The 21,189-nt window shown below is 70.1% G+C and carries 18 protein-coding genes and 1 tRNA gene; 5 read left to right on the top strand and 14 right to left on the bottom strand.

All coding sequences use genetic code 11. The features are described from left to right. Positions 1-8: 8 nt before the first annotated feature. Positions 9-1,691 carry an aspartate-alanine antiporter gene (gene aspT / locus OG462_RS17115; protein WP_406058472.1) on the bottom strand — a complete coding sequence of 561 codons (1,683 nt, stop codon included), beginning with the start codon at positions 1,689-1,691 and terminating at the stop codon, positions 9-11. A gap of 102 nt (positions 1,692-1,793) precedes the next feature. On the opposite strand from aspT, the gene OG462_RS17110 reads away from it, so the two are divergent. Both OG462_RS17110 and OG462_RS17105 read left to right on the top strand, forming a co-directional pair. Next, the gene (locus OG462_RS17110) at positions 1,794-2,093 is read left to right on the top strand and encodes a cellulose binding domain-containing protein (protein WP_406058470.1); all 300 of its coding nucleotides are present in this window, start codon (positions 1,794-1,796) and stop codon (positions 2,091-2,093) included. After that, complete coding sequence (locus tag OG462_RS17105) at positions 2,078-3,418, top strand: endo-1,4-beta-xylanase (RefSeq protein ID WP_406058468.1); 1,341 nt, start codon at positions 2,078-2,080, stop codon at positions 3,416-3,418. The genes OG462_RS17110 and OG462_RS17105 overlap by 16 nt, the downstream gene beginning before the upstream one ends. A gap of 64 nt (positions 3,419-3,482) precedes the next feature. On the opposite strand, the gene OG462_RS17100 is transcribed toward OG462_RS17105, so the two are convergent. The 4 genes from OG462_RS17100 to OG462_RS17085 all read right to left on the bottom strand — a co-directional run bounded on the left by OG462_RS17100 (position 3,483) and on the right by OG462_RS17085 (position 6,496). Next, positions 3,483-3,555, bottom strand: a tRNA-His gene (locus tag OG462_RS17100). Positions 3,556-3,673: 118 nt separating this feature from the next. After that, positions 3,674-4,276 (bottom strand): oligoribonuclease, encoded by a 603-nt coding sequence (orn, locus tag OG462_RS17095; RefSeq protein WP_015033785.1) that lies wholly within the window; start codon positions 4,274-4,276, stop codon positions 3,674-3,676. A gap of 181 nt (positions 4,277-4,457) precedes the next feature. Continuing rightward, a complete protein-coding gene (locus OG462_RS17090; RefSeq protein WP_406058466.1) occupies positions 4,458-5,627 on the bottom strand; it encodes a helix-turn-helix domain-containing protein in 1,170 nt (389 codons plus the stop codon). 482 nt (positions 5,628-6,109) lie between these two features. Beyond that, positions 6,110-6,496 carry a hypothetical protein gene (locus OG462_RS17085; protein ID WP_406058464.1) on the bottom strand — a complete coding sequence of 129 codons (387 nt, stop codon included), beginning with the start codon at positions 6,494-6,496 and terminating at the stop codon, positions 6,110-6,112. Positions 6,497-6,839: 343 nt separating this feature from the next. Between OG462_RS17085 and OG462_RS17080 the strand changes: the two genes are divergently transcribed. Together OG462_RS17080 and OG462_RS17075 are read left to right on the top strand one after the other, a co-directional pair. Further along, a complete protein-coding gene (locus OG462_RS17080) occupies positions 6,840-7,361 on the top strand; it encodes a universal stress protein (protein WP_055643330.1) in 522 nt (173 codons plus the stop codon). A gap of 175 nt (positions 7,362-7,536) precedes the next feature. Further along, the gene (locus OG462_RS17075; protein WP_406058462.1) at positions 7,537-8,100 is read left to right on the top strand and encodes a GPR1/FUN34/YaaH family transporter; all 564 of its coding nucleotides are present in this window, start codon (positions 7,537-7,539) and stop codon (positions 8,098-8,100) included. 146 nt (positions 8,101-8,246) lie between these two features. Here the strand turns inward: OG462_RS17075 and glmS are convergent, their stop codons facing one another. Together glmS and OG462_RS17065 are read right to left on the bottom strand one after the other, a co-directional pair. Beyond that, positions 8,247-10,064 (bottom strand): glutamine--fructose-6-phosphate transaminase (isomerizing), encoded by a 1,818-nt coding sequence (gene glmS / locus OG462_RS17070; RefSeq protein WP_406058460.1) that lies wholly within the window; start codon positions 10,062-10,064, stop codon positions 8,247-8,249. 70 nt (positions 10,065-10,134) lie between these two features. After that, positions 10,135-10,410 carry a hypothetical protein gene (locus tag OG462_RS17065; protein WP_030210307.1) on the bottom strand — a complete coding sequence of 92 codons (276 nt, stop codon included), beginning with the start codon at positions 10,408-10,410 and terminating at the stop codon, positions 10,135-10,137. A gap of 193 nt (positions 10,411-10,603) precedes the next feature. Here OG462_RS17065 and OG462_RS17060 point away from each other — a divergent pair, with 193 nt between their 5' ends. Beyond that, on the top strand, positions 10,604-12,238 hold the full coding sequence (locus tag OG462_RS17060) for a beta-N-acetylhexosaminidase (RefSeq protein ID WP_406058458.1): 1,635 nt from the start codon (positions 10,604-10,606) through the stop codon (positions 12,236-12,238). 341 nt (positions 12,239-12,579) lie between these two features. Here the strand turns inward: OG462_RS17060 and OG462_RS17055 are convergent, their stop codons facing one another. The 7 genes from OG462_RS17055 to OG462_RS17025 form a co-directional block, all read right to left on the bottom strand. After that, positions 12,580-13,152 (bottom strand): hypothetical protein, encoded by a 573-nt coding sequence (locus OG462_RS17055; protein ID WP_406058457.1) that lies wholly within the window; start codon positions 13,150-13,152, stop codon positions 12,580-12,582. Beyond that, the gene (locus OG462_RS17050) at positions 13,153-15,450 is read right to left on the bottom strand and encodes a hypothetical protein (protein WP_406058455.1); all 2,298 of its coding nucleotides are present in this window, start codon (positions 15,448-15,450) and stop codon (positions 13,153-13,155) included. A 15-nt stretch (positions 15,451-15,465) separates the two neighbouring features. Continuing rightward, positions 15,466-15,897 carry a hypothetical protein gene (locus tag OG462_RS17045; protein WP_406058454.1) on the bottom strand — a complete coding sequence of 144 codons (432 nt, stop codon included), beginning with the start codon at positions 15,895-15,897 and terminating at the stop codon, positions 15,466-15,468. Positions 15,898-16,087: 190 nt separating this feature from the next. After that, positions 16,088-17,878 (bottom strand): IucA/IucC family protein, encoded by a 1,791-nt coding sequence (locus OG462_RS17040; RefSeq protein ID WP_406058452.1) that lies wholly within the window; start codon positions 17,876-17,878, stop codon positions 16,088-16,090. Then, the gene (locus tag OG462_RS17035) at positions 17,875-18,405 is read right to left on the bottom strand and encodes a GNAT family N-acetyltransferase (RefSeq protein ID WP_406058450.1); all 531 of its coding nucleotides are present in this window, start codon (positions 18,403-18,405) and stop codon (positions 17,875-17,877) included. Before OG462_RS17035 ends, OG462_RS17040 begins: the two co-directional genes overlap by 4 nt. Next, entirely contained in the window at positions 18,402-19,685 is a 1,284-nt protein-coding gene (locus OG462_RS17030; RefSeq protein ID WP_406058448.1) for a lysine N(6)-hydroxylase/L-ornithine N(5)-oxygenase family protein, read from the bottom strand. The genes OG462_RS17035 and OG462_RS17030 overlap by 4 nt, the downstream gene beginning before the upstream one ends. Beyond that, entirely contained in the window at positions 19,672-21,144 is a 1,473-nt protein-coding gene (locus OG462_RS17025; RefSeq protein ID WP_406058446.1) for a pyridoxal phosphate-dependent decarboxylase family protein, read from the bottom strand. Before OG462_RS17025 ends, OG462_RS17030 begins: the two co-directional genes overlap by 14 nt. Between the last annotated feature and the right edge of the window lie 45 nt (positions 21,145-21,189).

Raw genomic sequence — 21,189 nt, 5'->3', positions numbered from 1 at the left:
GCGTCCTCTCACGCTCCGAGAATGCCGACGAGCAGCGGGCCGGTCAGCGGAAGCAGGAAGTTCGAGAGCGTGTACGTGACCGTGTAGCCGAGCATCGGGACCGAGCTCTCGGCGACCTGTGTCACCGAGGTGATCGCCGGGGTCGAGCACTGCTGGCCGGCGATGGCGCCGATGAGCACCGGTTTCTCGATCTTCAGGAACTTGCGGCCGACGAACAGTGAGATCGTCGCGGGCACCAGGACCATCGCGATCCCCGCGAACGGCAGCAGCGCCCCGTACTCCTTGAGCAGCGGCCAGGCCTGCGGGCCGGACACCAGACCCGTACACGCGATGAAGATCGCGAGGCCCATGTCCTTGAGGGTGGAGGCGGCCTGAGGCGGAAAGGCGCCGAAGGTCTGCGTCCGGGAGCGGAACCAGCCGAAGAGCAGGCCGGAGATGAGGCAGCCGCCACCGGTGCCGAGCGACATGGGGACGTCGCCGAAGGTGACGACGACCTGCCCCAGGAGCGAACCGCAGACGATGCCGAGACCCAGGTAGATGAAGTCCGTGGCGTCGTTCTTCACGACCGCGCCGATCTTGGACGCCATCTTCCCGAGACCCGAGCGGGAGCCGACCAGGGTGAGTACGTCACCGCGGTGGACGACGGTCTCCGGGGTCGCGGGCAGGTGCTGCTCGTTCCGCAGGACGTCCGTCACGTACACCCCGCCGGAGGAGAACTCCGGGTGCTCCTTGGCGAGGGTGTCCAGGGACTTGTCGACGATGCCCTTGTCCGTCAGCGAGATCTCGGTGGTGGCGAGCGGGGTGTCCAGGCCGGGGACGGCCGGGGTCTCGGGACCGATGATCCGCCCCGCCTCGATGATGTTGGCCCGCCGGCCGACCGTGAGCACCAGGTCGGAGAGGGTCAGCTCGAAGTCCGGCGGAGGAGGGGTGAGGATCTTGCTGCCCCGCTTCACCGCCTCGACCGTGACCCGGCCGCCGAGCCGCCGTTCGAGCTCACCGACCTCGGCGCCGTCCGCGAGCGTCACCAGGAACGTCCGGCCGACCATGCCCGGGAGCGCCTCGCGCTCGTCGGACTCCAGACCGCCGCCCGAGCCGCGCATCTTCTCCCACAGCTCGCGGCAGGCGTCGCGGAGGTTGATCCGCAGCATCATCGGCATGATCTGGCTGGTGTAGATGACGATGGTGATGAGGCCGAAGAGGTAGCAGACCGTGTAGGCGGTGGCCACATGCCCCTGGTACTGGGTGATCTGCTCCTGCGTCAGGTCGGAGAGGTTGCCGATGGCCTCCGTGGCCGTACCGACGACGGCCGACTCGGTGGCGGCGCCGGCGAGGATGCCGGCGGCGGTGCCGACGTCCAGATCGAAGGCCTCGGCGAGACCGAGGGCGATACCGACGACGCAGACGACCTCGATGAGGCAGAGGGCGAAGAAGCGCAGGCTCTTCCTGTTGAGGTTGGAGAAGAACTGCGGTCCCGCCATGTAACCGAGCGAGAAGATGAAGAGTGCGAAGAAGATCGTCTTCACGTCGTCGGAGATGGTGACCTTCGTCCAGGCGCCGATGAGCAGCGAGACGATCAGGGTGCCGCAGATGCCCCCGAGGGTGATGGGTCCGACCCGGAGCTTGCCGACGAGATAGCCGGCCGCGAGGCAGAGAAAGAGGGTGAGTTCGGGAGAGTCCGTCAGGATTCCCATCCGCCGTCACCCTGCCCAAGCAGAGCTAAATGTGAGGATATTGGACATAAAGGGACGCTAACAGGGTGAACGGCGAAGTGGATCAACGCCTCGCCCGAACGGGTGAGCGTGGCCCAGGAGTTCGATTTCCCGGCGGCGCGCCGAGGGGGGCCTCCGCCGTCACCGTCGACCGATCGGCCGCGCCGCCTCCCGTCGAACGTCTTCGACGATTCCCGGACCTTGACCGTGTTCTGGTGGCGCCCCAATAGTGGGAGCGCTCCCATCGCTCTTCGACGGGATATCCATGCGCAGCACGTCGCCGCCGGAGCCTCCGCCTCCTTCGGCTTCACCGGCACCTGGACCGGCACCAACCCCGTACCGGCCGCCTTCACCCTCGGAGGTACGACATGCTCCGCCGCCTGATCACCGGCGCGGCCCTGCTCGCCGCGGTCCTCACCACCACCCCCGCCTCCGCCGCCGACACCCCGCTGCGGGACCTCGCCGAGGCCCGGGGCGTCTACCTCGGCAGCGCCGTCACCGCCGGGAGACTCACCGGTGGGTACGCGGACGTCGCCGGGGCCCAGTTCGGCTCCCTCACCCCCGGCAACGAGATGAAATGGGACGCGGTGGAGCCCGCCCGGGGCGCGTACGACTGGACCGGCGCGGACCGCGTCGTCGCCTTCGCCGAGGCCCACGGCCAGCGGGTGCGCGGCCACACCCTCGTCTGGCACAGCCAGCTCCCCGGCTGGCTCACGAGCGGCAGCTGGACCGCAGCCCAGCTGCGCACCCTCATGACCGACCACGTCACCGCCGAGGCCGGCCGCTACAAGGGCCGGATCGACCACTGGGACGTCGTCAACGAACCCCTCGCCGAGGACGGCACCCTGCGCCCGTCCCTCTGGGGCGCGGCCCTCGGCGAGTCGTACATCGCGGACGCCTTCCGCGCGGCCCGGGCCGCCGACCCGGCCGCGAAGCTCTACCTCAACGACTACTCGACCGATGCCGTCGGCGCGAAGAGCGACGGCATGTACGCCCTGGTGACGCGGCTCCTCGCGCAGGGCGTGCCGGTCGACGGGGTCGGCTTCCAGGCCCATCTCGTCCTGGGCCAGGTCCCCGCCTCCCTGGAGACCAACCTGCGCCGCTTCGCCGACCTCGGCGTGGACGTGGCGATCACCGAACTCGACATCAGGACGGCCCTGCCCGCGACCGAGGCGAAGCTCGCCCAGCAGAAGGCGGACTACGCCTCCGTCCTGCGCGCCTGCCTCGCCGTCACCCGCTGCGCGGGCGTCACCGTCTGGGGTTTCACCGACGCGGACTCCTGGATCCCGGACTTCTTCCCGGGCCAGGGCGCGGCGACGCCGTACGACGAGAACCTCCGGCCCAAGCCCGCGTACGCCGGGATCGCCGAGACCCTCGCCCCGGCGAACCCACCGACCCCGGGTGTGTGCTCCGTCACATACGCCGTCACCAGTCAGTGGACGGGCGGCTTCACGGCCCAGGTCACCCTCAGGAACACGGGTACGGCCCCGCTGAACGGCTGGACCGTCCGCTGGACCCAGCCCGCGGGCCGGCGGGTCACCCAGGCCTGGAACGCGACGGTGACCCAGACGACGGCGGAGGTGACGGCCACCCACCTCTCGTACAACGCGACGATCCCCCCGGCCGGCTCGACCGCCTTCGGCCTCAACGGCACCTGGTCCGGCACCAACCCGCCTCCGACGACCCTCACCTGCACACCGGGGCAGTGACACCCGGACATGCGAGAACGACCGAGGCCCCCAGTTCTTTCGAACTGAGGGCCTCGGTCAACAGGGTGAGTAACGGGACTCGAACCCGCGACATCCTGGACCACAACCAGGTGCTCTACCGTCTGAGCTATACCCACCATGACCGGCGGTTTTCCCGAAGGTTTCCCTGACCGGCCGAGAAGAAGTCTACAGGGTCCTGGAGGGTGCTCGCGCCCGCTTTTGATCGCGGGCACGAGCGGCCCTGCGCGGAGGGGTTTATTCGGCCGGTACGACGTGGCGGGCCGCGATCTGCTTCGCGGTCTCCGAGTCGGGGCCGGGCTGCGGGACGAAGACCGCCTCGCGGTAGTAGCGCAGCTCCGCGATGGACTCGCGGATGTCGGCGAGCGCCCGGTGGTTGCCGTTCTTCTCCGGACTGTTGAAGTACGCCCTCGGGTACCAGCGGCGGGCCAGCTCCTTGACCGAGGAGACATCGACGATCCGGTAGTGCAGGTGGCTCTCCAGGGCGGGCATGTCCCGGGCGAGGAAGCCGCGGTCCGTGGAGACCGAGTTCCCGCACAGGGGTGCCTTGCCGGGTTCCTTGACGTGCTCGCGGATGTACGCGAGGACCTGGGCCTCCGCGTCGGCGAGCGTGGTGCCGCCGGCGAGCGCGTCGAGCAGCCCCGAGGCCGTGTGCATCTGGCGCACGATCTCGGGCATGGTCTCCAGGGCCGCGTCCGGCGGGCGGATCACGATGTCCACTCCGTCGCCGAGCACGTTCAGTTCCGAGTCGGTGACCAGTGCGGCCACCTCGATGAGTGCGTCGTCCGTCAGCGAGAGCCCGGTCATCTCGCAGTCGATCCACACCATGCGATCGTTCATGCGTCCACCTTAGGGGGTGTCTCGCCGATCAGGCCGGGCTCGCGGCGCCCGTGGTCCAGTCGGGTGCCGTGCGGCGTGAGGCGGGTTCGGGCGGACGCAGGCCGAAGGGCCCCCGGGGGAGGTGTCCCCGAGGGCCCTTCGGTCCTGCGTCGCGCCGCTTGTGGCGGCGGCGGTCTTCTGGTTACGGCGCGCTGCGCTGGCCCGGCAGCGACGGGCGCCCCGGAGCGTAGACGTCGGACTGCGGCTTCCCCGGGTCCAGCAGGGACGCCGGGCGCCGGATACCGGCCGCGACCTGGGCGGGCACGACCGCGTCGAGCACCGCCGTACCGGCCTCACCCTGCGGCCGCCGCGCACGGTACGCCGCCCGGTAGGCCGCCGGCGAGGAGCCGAGCTGGCGCCGGAAGTGGCCGCGCAGCGCCACCGGGGAGCGGAAGCCGCACCTGCCCGCGACCTCGTCGACCGAGTAGTCGGAGGTTTCGAGCAGCCGCTGCGCCTGCAGCACCCGCTGGGTGATCAGCCACTGGAGCGGGGCCGAACCGGTCAGCGAGCGGAACCGGCGGTCGAAGGTCCGCCGTGACATGTACGCGCGCGCAGCCAGGGTCTCCACGTCGAACTGCTCGTGGAGGTGCTCCAGCGCCCAGGCGACGACCTCGGCCAGCGGGTCGGCGCCGATCTCCTCAGGTAAAGACCTGTCGAGGTAGCGCTCCTGACCGCCGCTGCGCCGCGGCGGGACGACCAGCCGGCGCGCCAGGGCGCCCGCGGCCTCCGTGCCGTGGTCGGTCCGCACGATGTGCAGACACAGATCGATTCCGGCCGCCGTGCCGGCGGACGTCAGTACGTCCCCGTCGTCGACGAAGAGCTCCCGGGGGTCCACATGGACCGACGGGTAGCGCTTGGCGAGCGTCGGCGCGTACATCCAGTGCGTGGTCGCCGGGCGGCCGTCGAGCAGGCCGGCCGCGGCGAGGACGAACGCCCCGGTGCACAGACCGACGATCCGCGCGCCCTCCTCGTGGGCGCGGCGCAGCGCTTCGAGCGCCTCCGGCGGTGGCGGCGAGGTGATCGACCGCCAGGCCGGGACGACGACGGTGCCCGCACGGCTGATGGCCTCCAGGCCGTACGGCGCGGTCAGTTCGAGTCCACCGGTGGTCCGCAGCGGGCCGTCCTCGCCCGCACAGACGAGCAGCCGGTAGCGGGGCACCCCGGCGTCCTGCCGGTCGATGCCGAACACGGAGAGCGGGATGGAACTCTCGAAGATGGGGCCGCCACTGAACAGCAGCACCGCGACGACTTCGCGACGGCGGCGCCCGGTCAGCTTCCGTGCGGCCTCCGGTGCGGTGGAGTCCTGGCTCATGACGCTAAGCCCCCCTCGGTGTTCGCGTCTCCCTGGTCGTGTCGCTCCTGCACGTTTCCCCTCGGTTTTGCACGAGACCCCAGTCTTCGGTACCCATGATCGAATCTACTGCGTCCTGTGGCGCCGGCGTGACAAGTTCTCCATCCGATGGATTGTCGACAAGGCCACTTGGCGTGAAGCGATCGATCGCGAAGTCTTCCGTCCGACGGCCGCCGAGGGAAGGGGCGGTGCGGCGAACACCCCGTACGCGGGGGGTGTGAGCCCTTGGGGCGGGGCATTCTCGGGTGCCGGCACCAGGGTTGGGCAACCGTTCCGCCAAGGACTCGCCGACAGATGGAAGTTGGCTGAAAACATATGGGATCGCGTGTACGAACCTGTCAACTCCACGAGGAGCGGGAGCCGTCAGGACCCCGTTTCGGGCTGATTTGCCCCTAGGGGCCGTGCCCCTAGCCGCGCCGCCTGCCGCGAGGCATGCCGTGCCCCTAGCCGCGCCGCCTGCCGCGGGGCGCCTCGCTCCGCATCCCCTGCTCCGAGCGGCGCAGCAGCACCCGGCAGACCGCCGTCACCGAGACGAGGCCGAGCGCCGTCCCGGCGGCCCCGCCGAGCGAGGTGCCGTAGACGACCAGGACCACCGGGACCAGCACGCAGCAGAAGGCCGCCCAGCGGACGACGTCACCGGCCTGGTCCGCCGCACCAGCGCCGGCCCCCGCGCGCGGGACCGTCCCCGCCGCTCCCTGGTCGTTGCCCGGATCCGGGTCCGCGGGGCCGGCCGGAGCGAGGACGGGTGCCCGGCGGCGGCCGCGGGGCGCGGCGAGCACGGCGGCGGGGGCGGTGGAGGTCTGGCCGGCGGCGGTCGATGGTGCGGGCACGGACGGTCTCCCTACGACGGTGGGCTGGACCTGTGGCAACGAGAAGCGGAACCCTGCGGTCACTCTCGGCGACGTCCGTTTGGCCCCCGTACGGACGCCTGTAGGGCACAACCGGCATTGCCAGATCCCGAGCCGCTCGTGCATGCTCCCTGGAACGCCGCGCGCGAGCGGGGCGCACGCCGGGGAGTGGCACGGCGGGCTCTGGGCAGGAGAGGAGTGTCGCCGTACCCTTGGGGGTATGGGCTTGGGAAGATGATTCCCGGACACAGCTCCGCCGCCACCCGTTGTTCCGCCCCTCCGTTTCCCGTCCCTTCTCACGAGGACCCTCTTCGCCGAGACACCGATGGCCGGTCACGAATTCCCCGAACCCGCGGACCGCAAGCGCGTCGCCGATTCCACGGTCGACCCCCTCGCGGTAGAACAGCCACGTCACGCCTGCGACCCGGCCTTCCGGCACGGGGTCGTCGTCGGCTTCGACGGATCCATGTCCAGTGAGCGCGCCCTCGCGTACGCCATCGGCATGGCCAGGCGCTCCGGCTCGGGCCTGATCATCGTGCACGTGGCCAACAGGCTGCCCACCACGGTGTGGGCCGGCTGCGAGCCCCCCGTTTTCGTCGACGTGCCCGATCACCGGACCGAGGTCCTCGGCCTTGAGCTGGCCTGCGCCGAGCACCTCTCCGAGGTGCCCTGGATCCTCGTCGAGCGCGGTGGCGACATCTGCCACGAGCTGGAGGAGGTCGGCCGTGAGTACTCGGCCGACGCGATCGTGGTCGGCTCCACGCACGGGATCGTCGGCCGGATCTTCGGCTCGGTGGCCGGGCGTCTCGCGCGCCGCGCCCAGCGGCCCGTGATCGTCATCCCGTAACGCGTACGGCGCCCCTTCCGTCCCGTACGACCCGTCAGGTCCCTCCCTCAACTGACGTCATCCCGCCATAAATTCGGCCTTCCTCAGGTGAATTGTGCGCTTGTGAAGGGTACATAAAGGTCACCGGAACACAGCAGCTCACGCAGCACACCTGCGCACTTGAAGGGAGCCCGCCGTGAACAACGAAGTCGCCGCGGGAAACACCACTTCCACTCTCGGCCACCTCGCACTCGGACTGACCCTGCTGGCCTTCGGCCTGGGCGGAACCGGTGTCATCGACAACGTCGCGGCAGCGGATGCCGCGGGCCTCGCCACCTGGGTCGGCGGGGTGACGCTCTTCCTCGTCGGCCTGCTCGCCCTCCGTGCGGGCGACAAGGGAGAGGGCACGGCGTTCGCGGCGCTCGGCGCCTTCTGGTTCACCTGGGGAACCGCGGCCGGCGGCGGAGCCTCCGCCGACGCCGTGGGCGTCTTCCTGCTCCTGTGGGCGCTCCTGGCGCTCACGCTGACGCTGGCCGCCTCGGGTGGCGGACTGTTCGGACAGGGCGTGTACGGGCTGCTGTTCGTCGCGCTCCTGCTGCTCGGCATCGGGGCGCTCGCCGACAACGGCGGGCTCGCGAAGGCCGGCGGCTGGGTGGCGGCCGTCGCCGGTCTGATCGCCTGGTACGGCGCCACGGCGGCCGTCGCCGGGTGGCCGACCTCCCTGGCCCGCGCGGGCCGTGGGGCCGCGGCCGCGAGCTGACCGTAGGGCACAGAGGAAAGTAGGGCACAAAGGAAAGCGGTCCCCCGTGCACCTGGGATGCACGGGGGACCGCTTTCGTGTCCGGTCGAACCGCCGGGGGACAGGCCCGGCGGCGCGGCTCGGGGGGACAGGCCCCGAGGTCGCTGCTACTCGACCGTGACGGACTTGGCCAGGTTGCGCGGCTTGTCGATGTCGCGGCCCATGGCGAGCGCCGTGTGGTACGCGAGGAGCTGGAGCGGGATGCCCATCAGGATCGGGTCCAGCTCGTCCTCGTTCTTCGGCACGACGATGGTGTGGTCGGCCTTCGCCTGCTCCTGGTGCGCGACCGCGAGGATGCGGCCGCTGCGGGCCTTGATCTCCTCCAGGGCCGCGCGGTTCTTCTCGAGGAGGTCGTCGTCGGGGACGATCGCGACCGTCGGCAGGGCCGGCTCGATGAGGGCGAGCGGGCCGTGCTTCAGCTCGGAGGCCGGGTAGGCCTCGGCGTGGATGTAGGAGATCTCCTTGAGCTTCAGGGAGGCCTCCAGGGCGACGGGGTAGCCCCGCACGCGGCCGATGAACATCATCGACTGGGCGCCGGCGTACTCCGCGGCGATCTTCTTGATCTCGTCCTCGGTCTCGAGGATCTCCTGGATCTGCGCGGGCAGCTTGCGCAGGCCCTCGATGATCCGCTTGCCGTCGGTGACGGACAGGTCGCGGATGCGGCCCAGGTGCAGGGCGAGCAGCGCGAACGCGGTGACCGTGTTGGTGAAGCACTTGGTGGAGACGACGCAGACCTCGGGGCCGGCGTGGACGTACACGCCGCCGTCGGCCTCACGGGCGATGGCGGAGCCGACCACGTTGACCACGCCGAGGACGCGGGCGCCCTTGCGCTTCAGCTCCTGGACGGCGGCCAGCACGTCGTAGGTCTCGCCGGACTGGGAGACGGCGATGTAGAGGGTGTCGGGGTCCACGACCGGGTTGCGGTAGCGGAACTCCGAGGCCGGCTCGGCGTCGGCGGGGATGCGGGCCATGGACTCGATGAGCCCGGCGCCGATGAGGCCGGCGTGGTACGAGGTGCCGCAGCCGAGGATCTTGATCCGGCGGATGGTGCGGGCCTCGCGCGGGTCCAGGTTCAGGCCGCCCAGGTGCACGGTGGAGAAGCGGTCGTCGATGCGGCCGCGCAGCACGCGGTCGACCGCGTCGGGCTGCTCGGAGATCTCCTTGTGCATGAACGTGTCGTGGCCGCCCATGTCGTACGAGGCGGCCTCCCACTCCACGGTCTCCGGGGTGGCGGTGGTGGACGCGCCCGAGGTCGTGTACGTGCGGAAGTCGTCGGCCTTGAGGGTGGCCATCTCGCCGTCGTCGAGGGTGACGACCTGGCGGGTGTGGGCGATCAGGGCGGCGACGTCGGAGGCGACCAGCATCTCCTTCTCGCCGATGCCGAGGATGACCGGCGAGCCGTTGCGGGCCACGACGATGCGGTCGTTGAAGTCGGCGTGCATCACGGCGATGCCGTAGGTGCCCTCGATGACCTTGAGCGCCTCGCGGACCTTCTCCTCCAGGCTCTCGGCCTGGGAGCGGGCGATGAGGTGGGTGATGACCTCGGTGTCCGTCTCGGAGGCGAAGACGACGCCGTCGGCCTCCAGCTTGGCGCGGAGCTCCTGGGCGTTGTCGACGATGCCGTTGTGGACGACGGCGACCTTGTTCTCGGGGTCGAGGTGCGGGTGCGAGTTCACGTCGCTGGGGGCGCCGTGGGTGGCCCAGCGGGTGTGGGCGATGCCGGTGGTGCCGGAGAAGCGCTTGGGGACGCGGGCTTCGAGGTCACGGACCCGGCCCTTGGCCTTCACCATCTTCAGGCCGGTGGCCTTCGGGCTGGTGATGACCATGCCGGCGGAGTCGTATCCCCGGTACTCCAGACGCGCCAGGCCCTCAAGGAGCAGCGGGGCGACGTCGCGCTTTCCGATGTAACCGACAATTCCGCACATAAAGGTGAAACCCCTCCAGGTCAGTGGATGTACTCGGCCGTCCGGGTGGTCCGGCGTGCCCTCGGCCGTGTCAGCCGTAGACGATGCGGCGCAGCTGCCGGAGCGAGAGCTCCGGTGGCGCCACGGCCCGGTGCGGCAGTTCGGCCGCGATCCGTTCGAAGATCTCGGCGTTCACTGCCCCGCCGGACTGCAGTTCGCGGTGGCGGCGGCGGACGAACTCCTCGGTCGTCTCGTCGAAGTACGCCAGCACGTCGAGCACCACCCGGGCGGCCTCACCGCGCTGGAGCGCGGTGCTGCGGACCAGGTGGTCGATGAGGTCGTCGTGCGACGGGCGGCGTTCGAGCACCCGTGAATACTGAGGGGTTCTACGCGCCTTTCGCAAGAATCCTGCCCGATATCGGGCAGGCGTGTCATGATCCGCCCTCGAATGGAGGGGCTTGGTCCAGACCTTGACCGATGAGAGTCCCGGCGGTACGCATGGTGACGGTTCGGATATACAAGTCGACAGACGCGTCCAACGCCCGAAGGGGACCAAGCCTGTGAGACAGCGCCGAAGGATTCCTCGCCTGATCGGATCCCTGCTCCTGGTCGTCGCCGCCGGCGTCGGCTGCGGCGAGGCCGCCGCCGACAGCACGACGGACGACAAGAACGACACGGCCGCCGCCGAACCCGAGGTCCGCCCGCTCGGCCGCATCGTGCCCGTACCCGCCTCCGTCACCCCCGAGGGCGAGCCCTACACCCTCTCCCACGCCACCCGCATCGGCGTGGACGCCACGAACCGCGAGACCCGGGACCTCGGCCGCTACCTCGCCGGGCTGCTCCGCCCCGCCACCGGATTCCCGCTGCCCGTCGTCGACGACAACGCCGCCCTCGGCGGCATCCGGCTCCGCCTCAACCCCGGCGACACCGCACTCGGCGACGAGGGCTACCGGCTCCGCTCCGCACCCGACGGCCTCACCCTCACCGCCCGCGAACCCGCGGGACTCTTCCGCGGCGTCCAGACCCTGCGCCAGCAGCTGCCCTCCGCCGTCGAGCGCAAGAGCGTCCAGAACGGGCCCTGGAAGATCGCGGGCGGCACGATCACCGACACCCCGCGGTACGGCTACCGGGGCGCCATGCTCGACGTCTCCCGCCACTTCTTCACCGTCGACGAGGTGAAGCGGTACATCGACCAGCTCGCGCTCTACAAGGTCAACACCCTCCACCTGCACCTCTCCGACGACCAGGGCTGGCGCATCGCCGTCGACTCCTGGCCCCGCCTCACCACCTACGGCGGCTCCACCGAGGTCGACGGCGGCCCCGGCGGCTTCTACACCAAGGACCAGTACAAGGAGATCGTCCGGTACGCCGCCTCCCGCTACCAGGAGGTGATCCCCGAGATCGACATGCCGGGCCACACCAACGCGGCCCTCGCCTCCTACACCGAGCTCAACTGCGACGGCGTCGCCCCGCCCCTCTACACCGGCACCAAGGTCGGCTTCAGCTCCCTCTGCGTGCCGAAGCCCGTCACGTACGACTTCGTCGACGACGTGATCCGCGAGATCGCCGCGCTCACCCCCGGCCGGTACATCCACATCGGCGGCGACGAGGCGCACTCCACCAGCCACGCGGACTACGTGACCTTCATGGACAAGGTGCAGCCGGTCGTCGCGAAGTACGGCAAGAAGGTCGTCGCCTGGCACCAGCTGACCGGCACCACCCCCGCGCCCGGCGCCCTCGTCCAGTACTGGGGCCTCGACCGCACCCCCGCCGCCGAGAAGGAGCGGGTCGCCGCGGCCGCGCGGGGCGGCACCGGGCTGATCCTGTCGCCCGCCGACCGCACGTACCTCGACATGAAGTACACCAAGGACACCCCGCTCGGCCTCGCCTGGGCCGGGTACGTCGAGGTGCAGAGGTCGTACGACTGGAATCCGGCCACCTATCTGCCGGGGGCGCCGGAGAGCGCCGTCCGGGGCGTCGAGGCGCCGCTGTGGACGGAGACGCTGGCCACCACGGACGACCTCGACGTGATGGCCTTCCCGCGCCTGCCGGGCATCGCCGAACTGGGCTGGTCGCCGGCGGAGACCCACGACTGGGAGACGTACAAGGTCCGCCTCGCGGAACAGGCACCGCGCTTTGACGCGATGGACATCGACTACTACCGGTCGCCGCAGGTGCCCTGGCCTTCGGAGTAGCCGGTCCGTTCGCGCGGAACGCCCGGCCGGTTCTCCCGGCCGGGCGTTCCGCGTGCACTCGGGAGACGCAGTCCACCCCCGTGCCGCCGGGCGTGAACGTCGAGTGTCTGGCGCACGCCGTCGCTGCCGGGCACGACACCTTCGCCGTCACGGTCGAGTACATCGCCCTGGTGACGGACGGCCCCCGGTGAGGTTCCACGCCGTGGCCGTCACGGTCGTGGGCGTCGTCGGTGCTCTCGCCGTGGTTCTCGTCGTCACCCGGTGACCTCGAACGACTCTGCGGCGGGGTCGACGGTCGGCCTCGTCGGGTGGTGAGGCGGGGCGCGGGCGGGAGCGGTTCGTCACCGCGACGAAGGACTCGCTTCCGGAGTCACCGAACAGCCCAACTTCTTCTCGGCAAAGGCCAGATACTTCTTCGTCAGTTCGGTGAGGAGGCGTCGGGTCTTCGGGACGTCGTCGCGGATGGAGCCGTCGAGACTGAGTTCGATCTTGTCCCGGGAGTCGGGCTTCTCGCAGAAGAAGTACGTCACCGTCCCGGAGTCCCAGATCAGGCCCTGCTCCCCCACGTCGAGCGGTGTGCCTCCGGCCTTCTCCCAGGTACTCCAGTCCAGGTCGAAGGCCCCGAGCTGCCGGCGCGCGGTGGCCATGAAGTGGTTGTTGCCGTCGAGATAGACGACACAGGTCGCCGATTTCCTGATTCCGTACAGCTCGAACGGCGTCCGTGGATCAGAGCTGACCCTCTCCCCGTCAGGCAGGAAAGGATCCACCTCCGAACCCGCGAACGCGTCCCAGCACAACCGCGCCGGAACCTCCGCCCGCCGCTTCTCCGGAGGGGAGGAACAGCCGCCCAACAGTGCCGCGCCCACGAGGGCGGCCGCACCCACGGCGACCATCCGCGTACGTCGCCTTGTCATCTAGTGACCCCTTTCCGTGGCCACAAGGTCCCGCCCCACGGAGTGAGCCGACGCCGTCTGCGTCGAGGCCGCCCCCTGGAGGTCCTTGATGTCCGTGGCACTCAGATCCGTGCCGCGCGCGGCGGCCGCCACTGCCGCCGAGGCGGCATCCTTCGCCGCCCTCTCGGCACGGCTGTATCCGTCGGACGACTCCCGGCGGGACTCACCCGCCTTGTCCTGCTCACCCGTCTCCAGAACCGACGCCGTCACGTCCTCCTGGATCCAGCCCACCACGTCGCCCGCCAGCGGAAGCATCTCCAGGTACTTGGCTCCGGCCGCGGAGATCACGCGGTTGACCCACTTCGCCTCCTCCGCCGCGGCCTTGTTGAACTCCTCGTCCTCGTGGAGCTGGTTCTCGTGCACGGCCTGGGCCCGTGCCTCCGACATGATGCCCGCGATCTCGCCGCCCGGGTGCACGGCGTTCCTGATGGCCGCGTCCAGCTCGCTGTGCTCGGAGCGGTGTGTCAGGACGTCGTGGACCAAGGCCGTCGTGTACGCCTGCTGCGCGCTGGTGATCGCGCCGTAGGCGCTCGGGTCCTGGCCCACCGCGCCGAGGAAGCGGGCCATCTGGGACTTGTCGAGTTCGGCCGCCGCGCCGAACGGCTTGATCATGTCGGCCCCGTTCTCCGCCGACGCCTGGAAGTCCGGCATGTACTCGGCCGCCATCCGGCCGAAGTGGCCGGACAGCTCCCGCAGCGGAGCGGGGTCGTCGCCGGGCTTCTCCACGACCAGCTCCGGGTTCTCACCGATCTTGGCCACGACCCGCTCCAGGACGTCGGCCATCGCAGGGGTGTGCTTCACCGGCGTCTCGTCGAGGTCGCCCGGGGGCCGGTGGGTGACGGCGGTCTCCAGGGCGTCGCCCACCGCGGCCTGGGCCCCCTCACCCCCGCCCGGGGACTGCGCGTCGTACCAGTCGACGGCCGGCTTCTGGTCGAGCATGTAGTCGACCATGCCCTGCGGCTTACCCTGCTGGCCGTCGACGGTGTCGTCGGCCTTGGTGACGATGCCGTCCCCGTCGCTGTCCTGACGCACGGGCTCGTTGAAGAAGGCCGTGGCCGCCTCCGGGTTGTTGCTCAGCGCCTCCATCAGGCCGGTGAGCGGGTAGAAGCCCTTGCCGCCCTCCTCACCGAGGTTGAGCCTCTGCTCCATGTTGTGCGGCAGACCCCATTCCCAGGCCTTGGGGTCCTTACGGTCCATCGCGACCATGTCCCGGCCGACGCCGGTCAGGAACTCCGTGTCGTAGGTGCCCTCGCGCAGCAGCGCACCCAGTGCCTGGTAGCCGTACACCCGCGAGGTGACACCGGAGACGCCGGTGACGTCCATCTCCTTGCGGCCCGCCCGCATCAGGTCGGCGGTCCATGCCGCGTCGAGGTGCCCGGGAGTGCTCTTCTGGGTGGCCAGGCCGAGGATGTTCCCCATGTCGCCCTGGATGCCGGCGACGAGGGCGGCCCGGTCCTGTCCCGCGGGGCCGAGTCCGGTCGAGTCGAGGGACAGCCTCGCGTACGACTGCAGAGTGCCCTCCGGGCCGATTCCCCGGTAGAACGACACCGCGAACTCGGGATCGTTGCGGTTGTCGTCGAGCACTTCCTCCAGCTCGCGCAGGGCTTCCACATTGCGCGCGGTCCCGCCGTCGCCGGTGACCTGCTTCATCAGGGTGGCGGCCCGGTCGGCCTGCTCCTGGTCGAGCGTCCGGTACTTCGGGGCACGGAAGTCGTGCTCGTCGGGGTTGTTGGCCCGCAGCGCCCGCGCGAGCGAGTCGTCGGCGTCCGCCGCGTCCTCCACGAGTCTGTCGACGCGCTGCTGCATGGCCACGATCTTGGCCTTCTCGCGCTGAACGGCACCCTCGTAGTCGGGGTCGTTGTGCCACTCGCGGTAGTGGTTCGCCAGCGGGTCGGCTGCACTGACCTTGCCCTCGCTGTCGACCCGCAGTCCGGCAGCGGGAGCTTCCTCCTCGACGATCCGCCTGAGCGCGTCGCGCACCGCCTTGATGGTGGTGTACCCGTCGGAGAGGATCTGGTGCATGCCCTTCGCCGCTGCGGCGGCGTCCGCGAACTCCTTCGCGGTCTTGTCGATGAAGGGCTTGGTGACCTCGGCGTTGACACCGCGCCAGTCGGCCTTGTGCGCCTTGGTCCGCATGCCCGTACGTGCGTCCTCGGCCAGCTTGTCCAGCTTGCCCGTCATCTCCGACCAGGCGTCCACGGCGGTCTTCAGCTTGTCCATCGGCGCGTGGTAGACGTCGTCGAATCGTGGTTCCGTCATGGTTCGGCTCCGCCTCTAGGAGAAGTGCCCGCTGACGGTGGCCACGGACAGCGATGCGGCGATGTCCTGCTCTTCCCTGGCATGGGAGGCGGCCGAGTAGTCGAGGTGGTTGGAGATGTGCGCGCAGGCGTCGAGAAGGGTGCGCAGCTGGGTGTTCCAGCGGTCGTGAACGGTGAGCAGCGCCGAGCCGCTGGCGAAGTCGCTGTTCGTCAGCGCGATCGCCGCGTCGAAGGTCCCCGGTCGTGCGTGGTCCCCGTCCTTCGCGAGCCGTTCACGCAGGACGTAGGCGTCACCGCCGATGGCGCCGAGCTCGTCCCTCGACACGCTCAGGTCGGCGTTACCGGCCCCACCCGAGCCCCCGGCTGACGGGGCCACCTGATTGAGTCGCATCCGGGTGCTGTCTGCCGCGGCGACCTTCTCGGCCGCCCAGTCCTCTTCGAACGACATGCCGCGTCTCCCCCCACCTCGGTCCCCGGCAGGTGCTGCCGGGGAGCGATCCTAGTCCGACGAACGCTCGGGACCGCACGCGGCAGGACGGTTTCGGCCTCGGCCGCAACTGCGCCTCCGTACGGCGGGGATGAGATGCGAGCCCCGGCGGAGGACCGTACTCCGCCGGGGCTCGCACCGGTACGGGGGGTTACGCGAAGCGGGCGATCGGGTTCACCAGGTCGCCGACCAGCTGGAGCGCCGCCGACGGGTCGGAGAGGTCGACCATCTGCTTGTTGTTGCGGAGCTGGAGGCGGTTGAGGGCCGACAGGGCGAAGGTCTCCGCGAACATGTCGTACTGGGCGAACCGGTCCGACAGTTCCGGCTTCGACTGCTCGTAGCCGCGCACGCACTCCGCGACCGTCCGCCAGAAGCCGTCCTCGTCGAGGACGCCCTCCGTCGCGAGCGTCGCCGCCAGGAAGCGGAGGAAGCAGTCGAAGACGTCCGTGAAGACCGAGAGGAGTTTCATGTCCTCCGGGATCTCGGCGCGGACCCGCTCCACCGCCGGCGGCAGGACCGCCGCCGGGTCCATGACGACGATCTCCTCGGCGATGTCCTTGAAGATCGCCCGGGCGACCGCGCCGCGCTCGTCGAGGACCAGGATCACGTTCTCGCCGTGCGGCATGAACGCCAGGTCGTACGCGTAGAAGCTGTGCAGGACCGGCAGGAGGTACGCGTCGAGGTACTGGCGCAGCCAGACCGACGCCTCCAGACCCGACTCCTTGATCAGCGCGCCCGCGAACGACGCGCCCGCGTGGTCCACGTGGAGGAGGGAGGCCATCGTCGCCAGCCGCTCGCCCTCGGCGAGGGACGGTACCGGCGACTCGCGCCAGAGCGCGGCCAGCATCTTGCGGTACGGCGAGTAGCGGTCGGTCGCGGCCTCGTACTCCAGGTGCCGGTAGCCGACGGCCGCCCGCTCGCGGATGATCGAGAAACGGGCCGAGCGGAAGGTCGAGTCCGACTCGATCAGGGTGTGCAGCCAGTCGTTGATCGCCGGAGTCGCCTCCATGTACGCGGCCGAGAGGCCCCGCATGAAGCCCATGTTGAGGACCGACAGCGCCGTCTTGACGTAGTGCTTGGCCGGGTCCGAGGTGTTGAAGAAGGTACGGATCGACTGCTGCGCCAGGTACGTGTCGTCGCCCTCGCCCAGGTACACCAGGCGCTGCTGCGCGACCTCGGCGGCGAAGGTGACGGACAGCTTGTTCCACCACTGCCAGGGGTGGACGGGCATGAGGAGGTAGTCGGCCAGGTCGAGGCCGCGCGCCGCCAGGGTCGCCGCGAAGCCGTCCACCGCCGCGTCGCCGAGCTCGGCGCGGACGAAGGCCTCGTAGTCGATGCCCGCGCCGGCCGTGAAGGTGGTGCGGTCGCGCCGCGCCGCCAGCCAGATCAGGTGGATCTCGCTCGCCGCCTCGGGGGCGTACGCGCGGAACTCGTCGACGCCGAAGCCGAGCCGGCCGTTGTTGGCGACGAAGCAGGGGTGGCCCTCGGTCATCCCGGTCTCGATCGCCTGGAAACCGCCGTGGGCGAGCTCGGCGGAGGTGACGGGCTCCTTGGTGGCCTTGTAGGCCGTACCGGCGAGAGTGGAGGAGATCTCCTCCAGGTAGACCGGGAGGACCTCGTCGCTCAGACCGAGGGCGCCGCGCAGCTCGGTGATGAACTGGAGCGCGTCGAGCGGGAGCTGCTCGTCGCCGCGGTGGCGGCTGATCGACTCGGGGTAGACCTGCCAGTGGTCGAGCGCGTACCGGTCCGCGGTGAAGCGGTACTCGGTGGCGCCGTCGTCCGAGAGGACCTTGTAGCGGCTCTCGCCCAGTTCCCGCGGGTCGAGGAGACGCTCGTGGGCGAACTCGGCGAGGCCCTTGCGGATCAGCGCGCGGTTGGCGTCGGCCCAGCGCTCGGGGGTGAGGTGGGCGACGGGGTCGACGCCCTGAAGTGTGGTGCTCACGCGGCGACTCCCACGGCGGCCTCGAACTGCTCCCGGGTGCAGAAGCTCAGCAGGGCCTTCTTCTCCGGCTTCTGGATCTCCCGTTCGGGTACAAAGCCGACGGCCTCGTTGAGCGCGTGGACGGCCTTGTTGGACACGTCGGGCTCGACGACCACGCGCGCGGTCGCCGGGTCGGCGAACAGCTCGCGCATCACCTCGGTGATCACCCTGCGGGTGAAGCCGTGCACGGGGGTCTCGGTCGGGGCGACGAGGAAGTGCATGCCGACGTCACCCGGCTGCGGCTCGTAGAGCCCGACCAGCTCCAGGTGGGCGGGGTCGTAGCGCTCCATGAGGATCGCGGGCGTCCCGTCGACCAGGCCGATGAACGCCTCGTGGTGCGGGTGCGCGGCGAACGCCGTGTACTCGCGCACGACGTCCTCCGGGGTCGCGTCCTGCATCATCCAGAAGGCGGCCTTGGGGTGGGTGACCCAGGCGTGGAGCAGCTCCGCGTCCTTGAGGGGATCGAGAGGGCGGAAGCGGACGGTCATGCGGCGAACTCCTGGAAAGCGATGGTCTTCTCGACGGGGTAGTACTCGTAGCCCAGCATCGCCCCGATGATGTACGCGTTGCGGTACGCCCCCATGCCGAGGTCGGGCGAGGTGATCGAGTGGGTGTGCACGGAGGCGTTCTGCACGAAGACCCCGCGGCCCGTCGTGTCGACCGCGTAGTTGCGGGCCACATCGAAGCGGCCCTGGCCGTCCCAGACGAGCCGGTCGCGGACCGGCTCCAGGAAGGCGGGGACGGCGTACCTGTACCCGGTGGCGAGGATCAGGCCCTCGGTGTCCAGGGTGAAGTCCTTCTCCTGCTCCTCCTGGCGGAAGCCGAGGGTGTACGTGCCGCTGGTGTCGTCGTACGCGGCGGCGTGCAGCGCGGAGTTGGTGAGGAGCCGGGTGGGCACGGGGCCGTCGAGGTTCTTCTGGTAGAGCAGGTCGAAGATGGCGTCGATCAGCTCGCCGTCGATGCCCTTGAAGAGGCCCTTCTGCTGGGTCTCCAGGCGGTAGCGGGTCTGCTCGGGCAGCGCGTGGAAGTAGTCCACGTACTCCGGGGAGGTCATCTCCAGGGTGAGCTTGGTGTATTCGAGGGGGAAGAAGCGGGGGGAGCGGGTCACCCAGTTCAGCTTGTACCCGTGGACGTCGATCTCGCTCAGGAGGTCGTAGTAGATCTCGGCGGCGCTCTGGCCGCTGCCGACCAGGGTGATCGACTTCTTCTTCTGCAGCTCCTCCTTGTTCGGGAGGTAGCGCGAGTTGTGGATCAGGTCGCCGCCGAGGCCCCGGCAGGTCTCGGGGACGTACGCCGGGGTTCCGGTGCCCAGGACGAGACGACGCGAGCGGAACGTTTCTCCGGCCTCGGTGGCCACCACGTACACCTCGGCGGCCTCGTCGAACGTCACGTTCGCGACGGTGGTCGAGAAGCGGATCGAGGAGAGCCTTCCGGCGGCCCAGCGGCAGTAGTCGTTGTACTCGGTCCGCAGCGGGTAGAAGTTCTCGCGGATGTAGAACGAGTACAGCCGGCCCTTGTCCTTCAGGTAGCTGAGGAAGGAGTACGGCGAGGTCGGGTCGGCCATCGTGACCAGGTCCGACATGAACGGGGTCTGGAGGTGGGCGCCTTCGAGGAACATCCCCGAGTGCCACTCGAAGTCGGGCTTCGACTCCAGGAAGAGGCCGTTCAGCTCGTCGATCGGCTCGGTCAGGCAGGCGAGTCCGAGGTTGAACGGACCGAGCCCGATGCCGATGAAGTCGTGGATCTCAGTCGTCTCAGGCGTGGACAAGGGTCTCTCCCAGGTACTGCTCGGCGTGGCCGGCGATCAGATCGAGGACGGCGGCGATGTCGGCCGCGGTGGTCTCGGGGTTGAGCAGGGTGAACTTGAGGTACTGGCGGCCGTCGACCTTCGTACCGGCGACGACGGCCTCGCCCGAGGCGAACAGGGCCTTGCGGGCGTACAGGTTGGCGCGGTCGATGTCGGCGGGGGAGGTGACGGCCTCCGGGATGTAGCGGTAGACGAGGGTGGAGAGCTGCGGCTCGACCACGACGTCGTAGCGCGGGTCGGCGGCGAGCAGCGCGAAGCCCTCGGCGGCCAGGTCGCAGACCTCGTCGAAGAGGCCGCCGACACCGTCGGCGCCCATCACGCGCAGGGTCATCCACAGCTTGAGCGCGTCGAAGCGGCGGGTGGTCTGGAGGGACTTGTCGACCTGGTTGGGAATCTTCCCCCACAGTCCTTCGGACGTGGGAGGTGCCCCCATGTCCCCGGTCTGACGCGGGTTCAGGTAGTCCGCGTGGTAGGTCGCGTGCCGCAGGGTCGCCCCGTCGCGGACCAGGATCGCCGAGGAACTCACCGGCTGGAAGAAGGACTTGTGGAAGTCGACGGTGACCGAGTCGGCCCGCTCGATGCCGTCCAGGAGGTGGCGGCGGGTCGGGGAGGCGAGCAGTCCGCAGCCGTAGGCGGCGTCCACGTGCATCCAGGCGCCGTACTCGTCGGCCAGGGCGGCGATCTCGGACAGCGGGTCGATGGAGCCGAAGTCGGTGGTGCCGGCGGTGGCGACGACCGCCATCGGGACGAGGCCCTCGGCGCGGCAGGCCTCCAGCTCGGCGGCGAGGACGACGGACTGCATCCGCTTGTTCCGGTCGACCGGGATGGAGATGACGGCGTCCCGGCCGAGGCCGAGGAGGGCGGCCGACTTCTGGACGCTGAAGTGGCTGCAGTCGGAGGAGAAGATCCGGAGCCTCGACAGGTCGTCCGTCTTGGCCTCCTCGCGGGCGAGGAGCAGCGCCTGGAGGTTGGACTGCGAGCCGCCGCTGGTGAACACGCCGTCGGCGGCGGGGCCGAAGCCGATGCGGCCGTTGGTCCAGTCGACGAGCTTGCGCTCGATGAGGGTGGCGCCCGCGCTCTGGTCCCAGGTGTCGAGCGAGGAGTTGACCGCCGAGAGGACGGCCTCGCCGAGGACGGCCGGGATGACCACCGGGCAGTTGAGGTGGCCCAGGTAGCGGGGGTGGTGGAAGTAGACGGCGTCGCGGAGGTAGACGCTCTCCAGCTCGTCGAGCGCGGCGGAGGAGTCACCGAGCGGCTTGTCGAGGTCGACGGCGTCGATGACGGGCGCGAGCTCGGCGGGGGTCACTCCGGTGAACGGACCTCGCGTCGTGGCGAGTTTGTCCGCCACCCGCTCGACTCCTTCGATGACGGAGCGCCGGTAGCTCTCCGCCGTGGCGTCGTTGAGCAGGTGAGAGCGCATGTGGGGGGCCTCCCGGTACGGGGCTCGGTCGCGCCCTCCGGACAG

The sequence above is a fragment of the Streptomyces sp. NBC_01077 genome (genome assembly GCF_045162855.1).
GTDB lineage: Bacteria > Actinomycetota > Actinomycetes > Streptomycetales > Streptomycetaceae > Streptomyces.
Note: the sequence above shows the minus strand (reverse complement) of the source record. Positions and strands in the feature narration are given on the sequence as shown.

What these genes read in the sequence shown, in the direction of transcription:
- aspT (WP_406058472.1), bottom strand. Translation starts at nt 1,691, where the DNA reads ATGGGAATCCTGACGGACTCTCCCGAACTCACCCTCTTTCTCTGCCTC.
- OG462_RS17105 (WP_406058468.1), top strand. Translation starts at nt 2,078, where the DNA reads ATGCTCCGCCGCCTGATCACCGGCGCGGCCCTGCTCGCCGCGGTCCTC.
- orn (WP_015033785.1), bottom strand. Translation starts at nt 4,276, where the DNA reads ATGAACGATCGCATGGTGTGGATCGACTGCGAGATGACCGGGCTCTCG.
- OG462_RS17090 (WP_406058466.1), bottom strand. Translation starts at nt 5,627, where the DNA reads ATGAGCCAGGACTCCACCGCACCGGAGGCCGCACGGAAGCTGACCGGG.
- OG462_RS17080 (WP_055643330.1), top strand. Translation starts at nt 6,840, where the DNA reads ATGGCCGGTCACGAATTCCCCGAACCCGCGGACCGCAAGCGCGTCGCC.
- glmS (WP_406058460.1), bottom strand. Translation starts at nt 10,064, where the DNA reads ATGTGCGGAATTGTCGGTTACATCGGAAAGCGCGACGTCGCCCCGCTG.
- OG462_RS17055 (WP_406058457.1), bottom strand. Translation starts at nt 13,152, where the DNA reads ATGACAAGGCGACGTACGCGGATGGTCGCCGTGGGTGCGGCCGCCCTC.
- OG462_RS17050 (WP_406058455.1), bottom strand. Translation starts at nt 15,450, where the DNA reads ATGACGGAACCACGATTCGACGACGTCTACCACGCGCCGATGGACAAG.
- OG462_RS17045 (WP_406058454.1), bottom strand. Translation starts at nt 15,897, where the DNA reads ATGTCGTTCGAAGAGGACTGGGCGGCCGAGAAGGTCGCCGCGGCAGAC.
- OG462_RS17035 (WP_406058450.1), bottom strand. Translation starts at nt 18,405, where the DNA reads ATGACCGTCCGCTTCCGCCCTCTCGATCCCCTCAAGGACGCGGAGCTG.
- OG462_RS17025 (WP_406058446.1), bottom strand. Translation starts at nt 21,144, where the DNA reads ATGCGCTCTCACCTGCTCAACGACGCCACGGCGGAGAGCTACCGGCGC.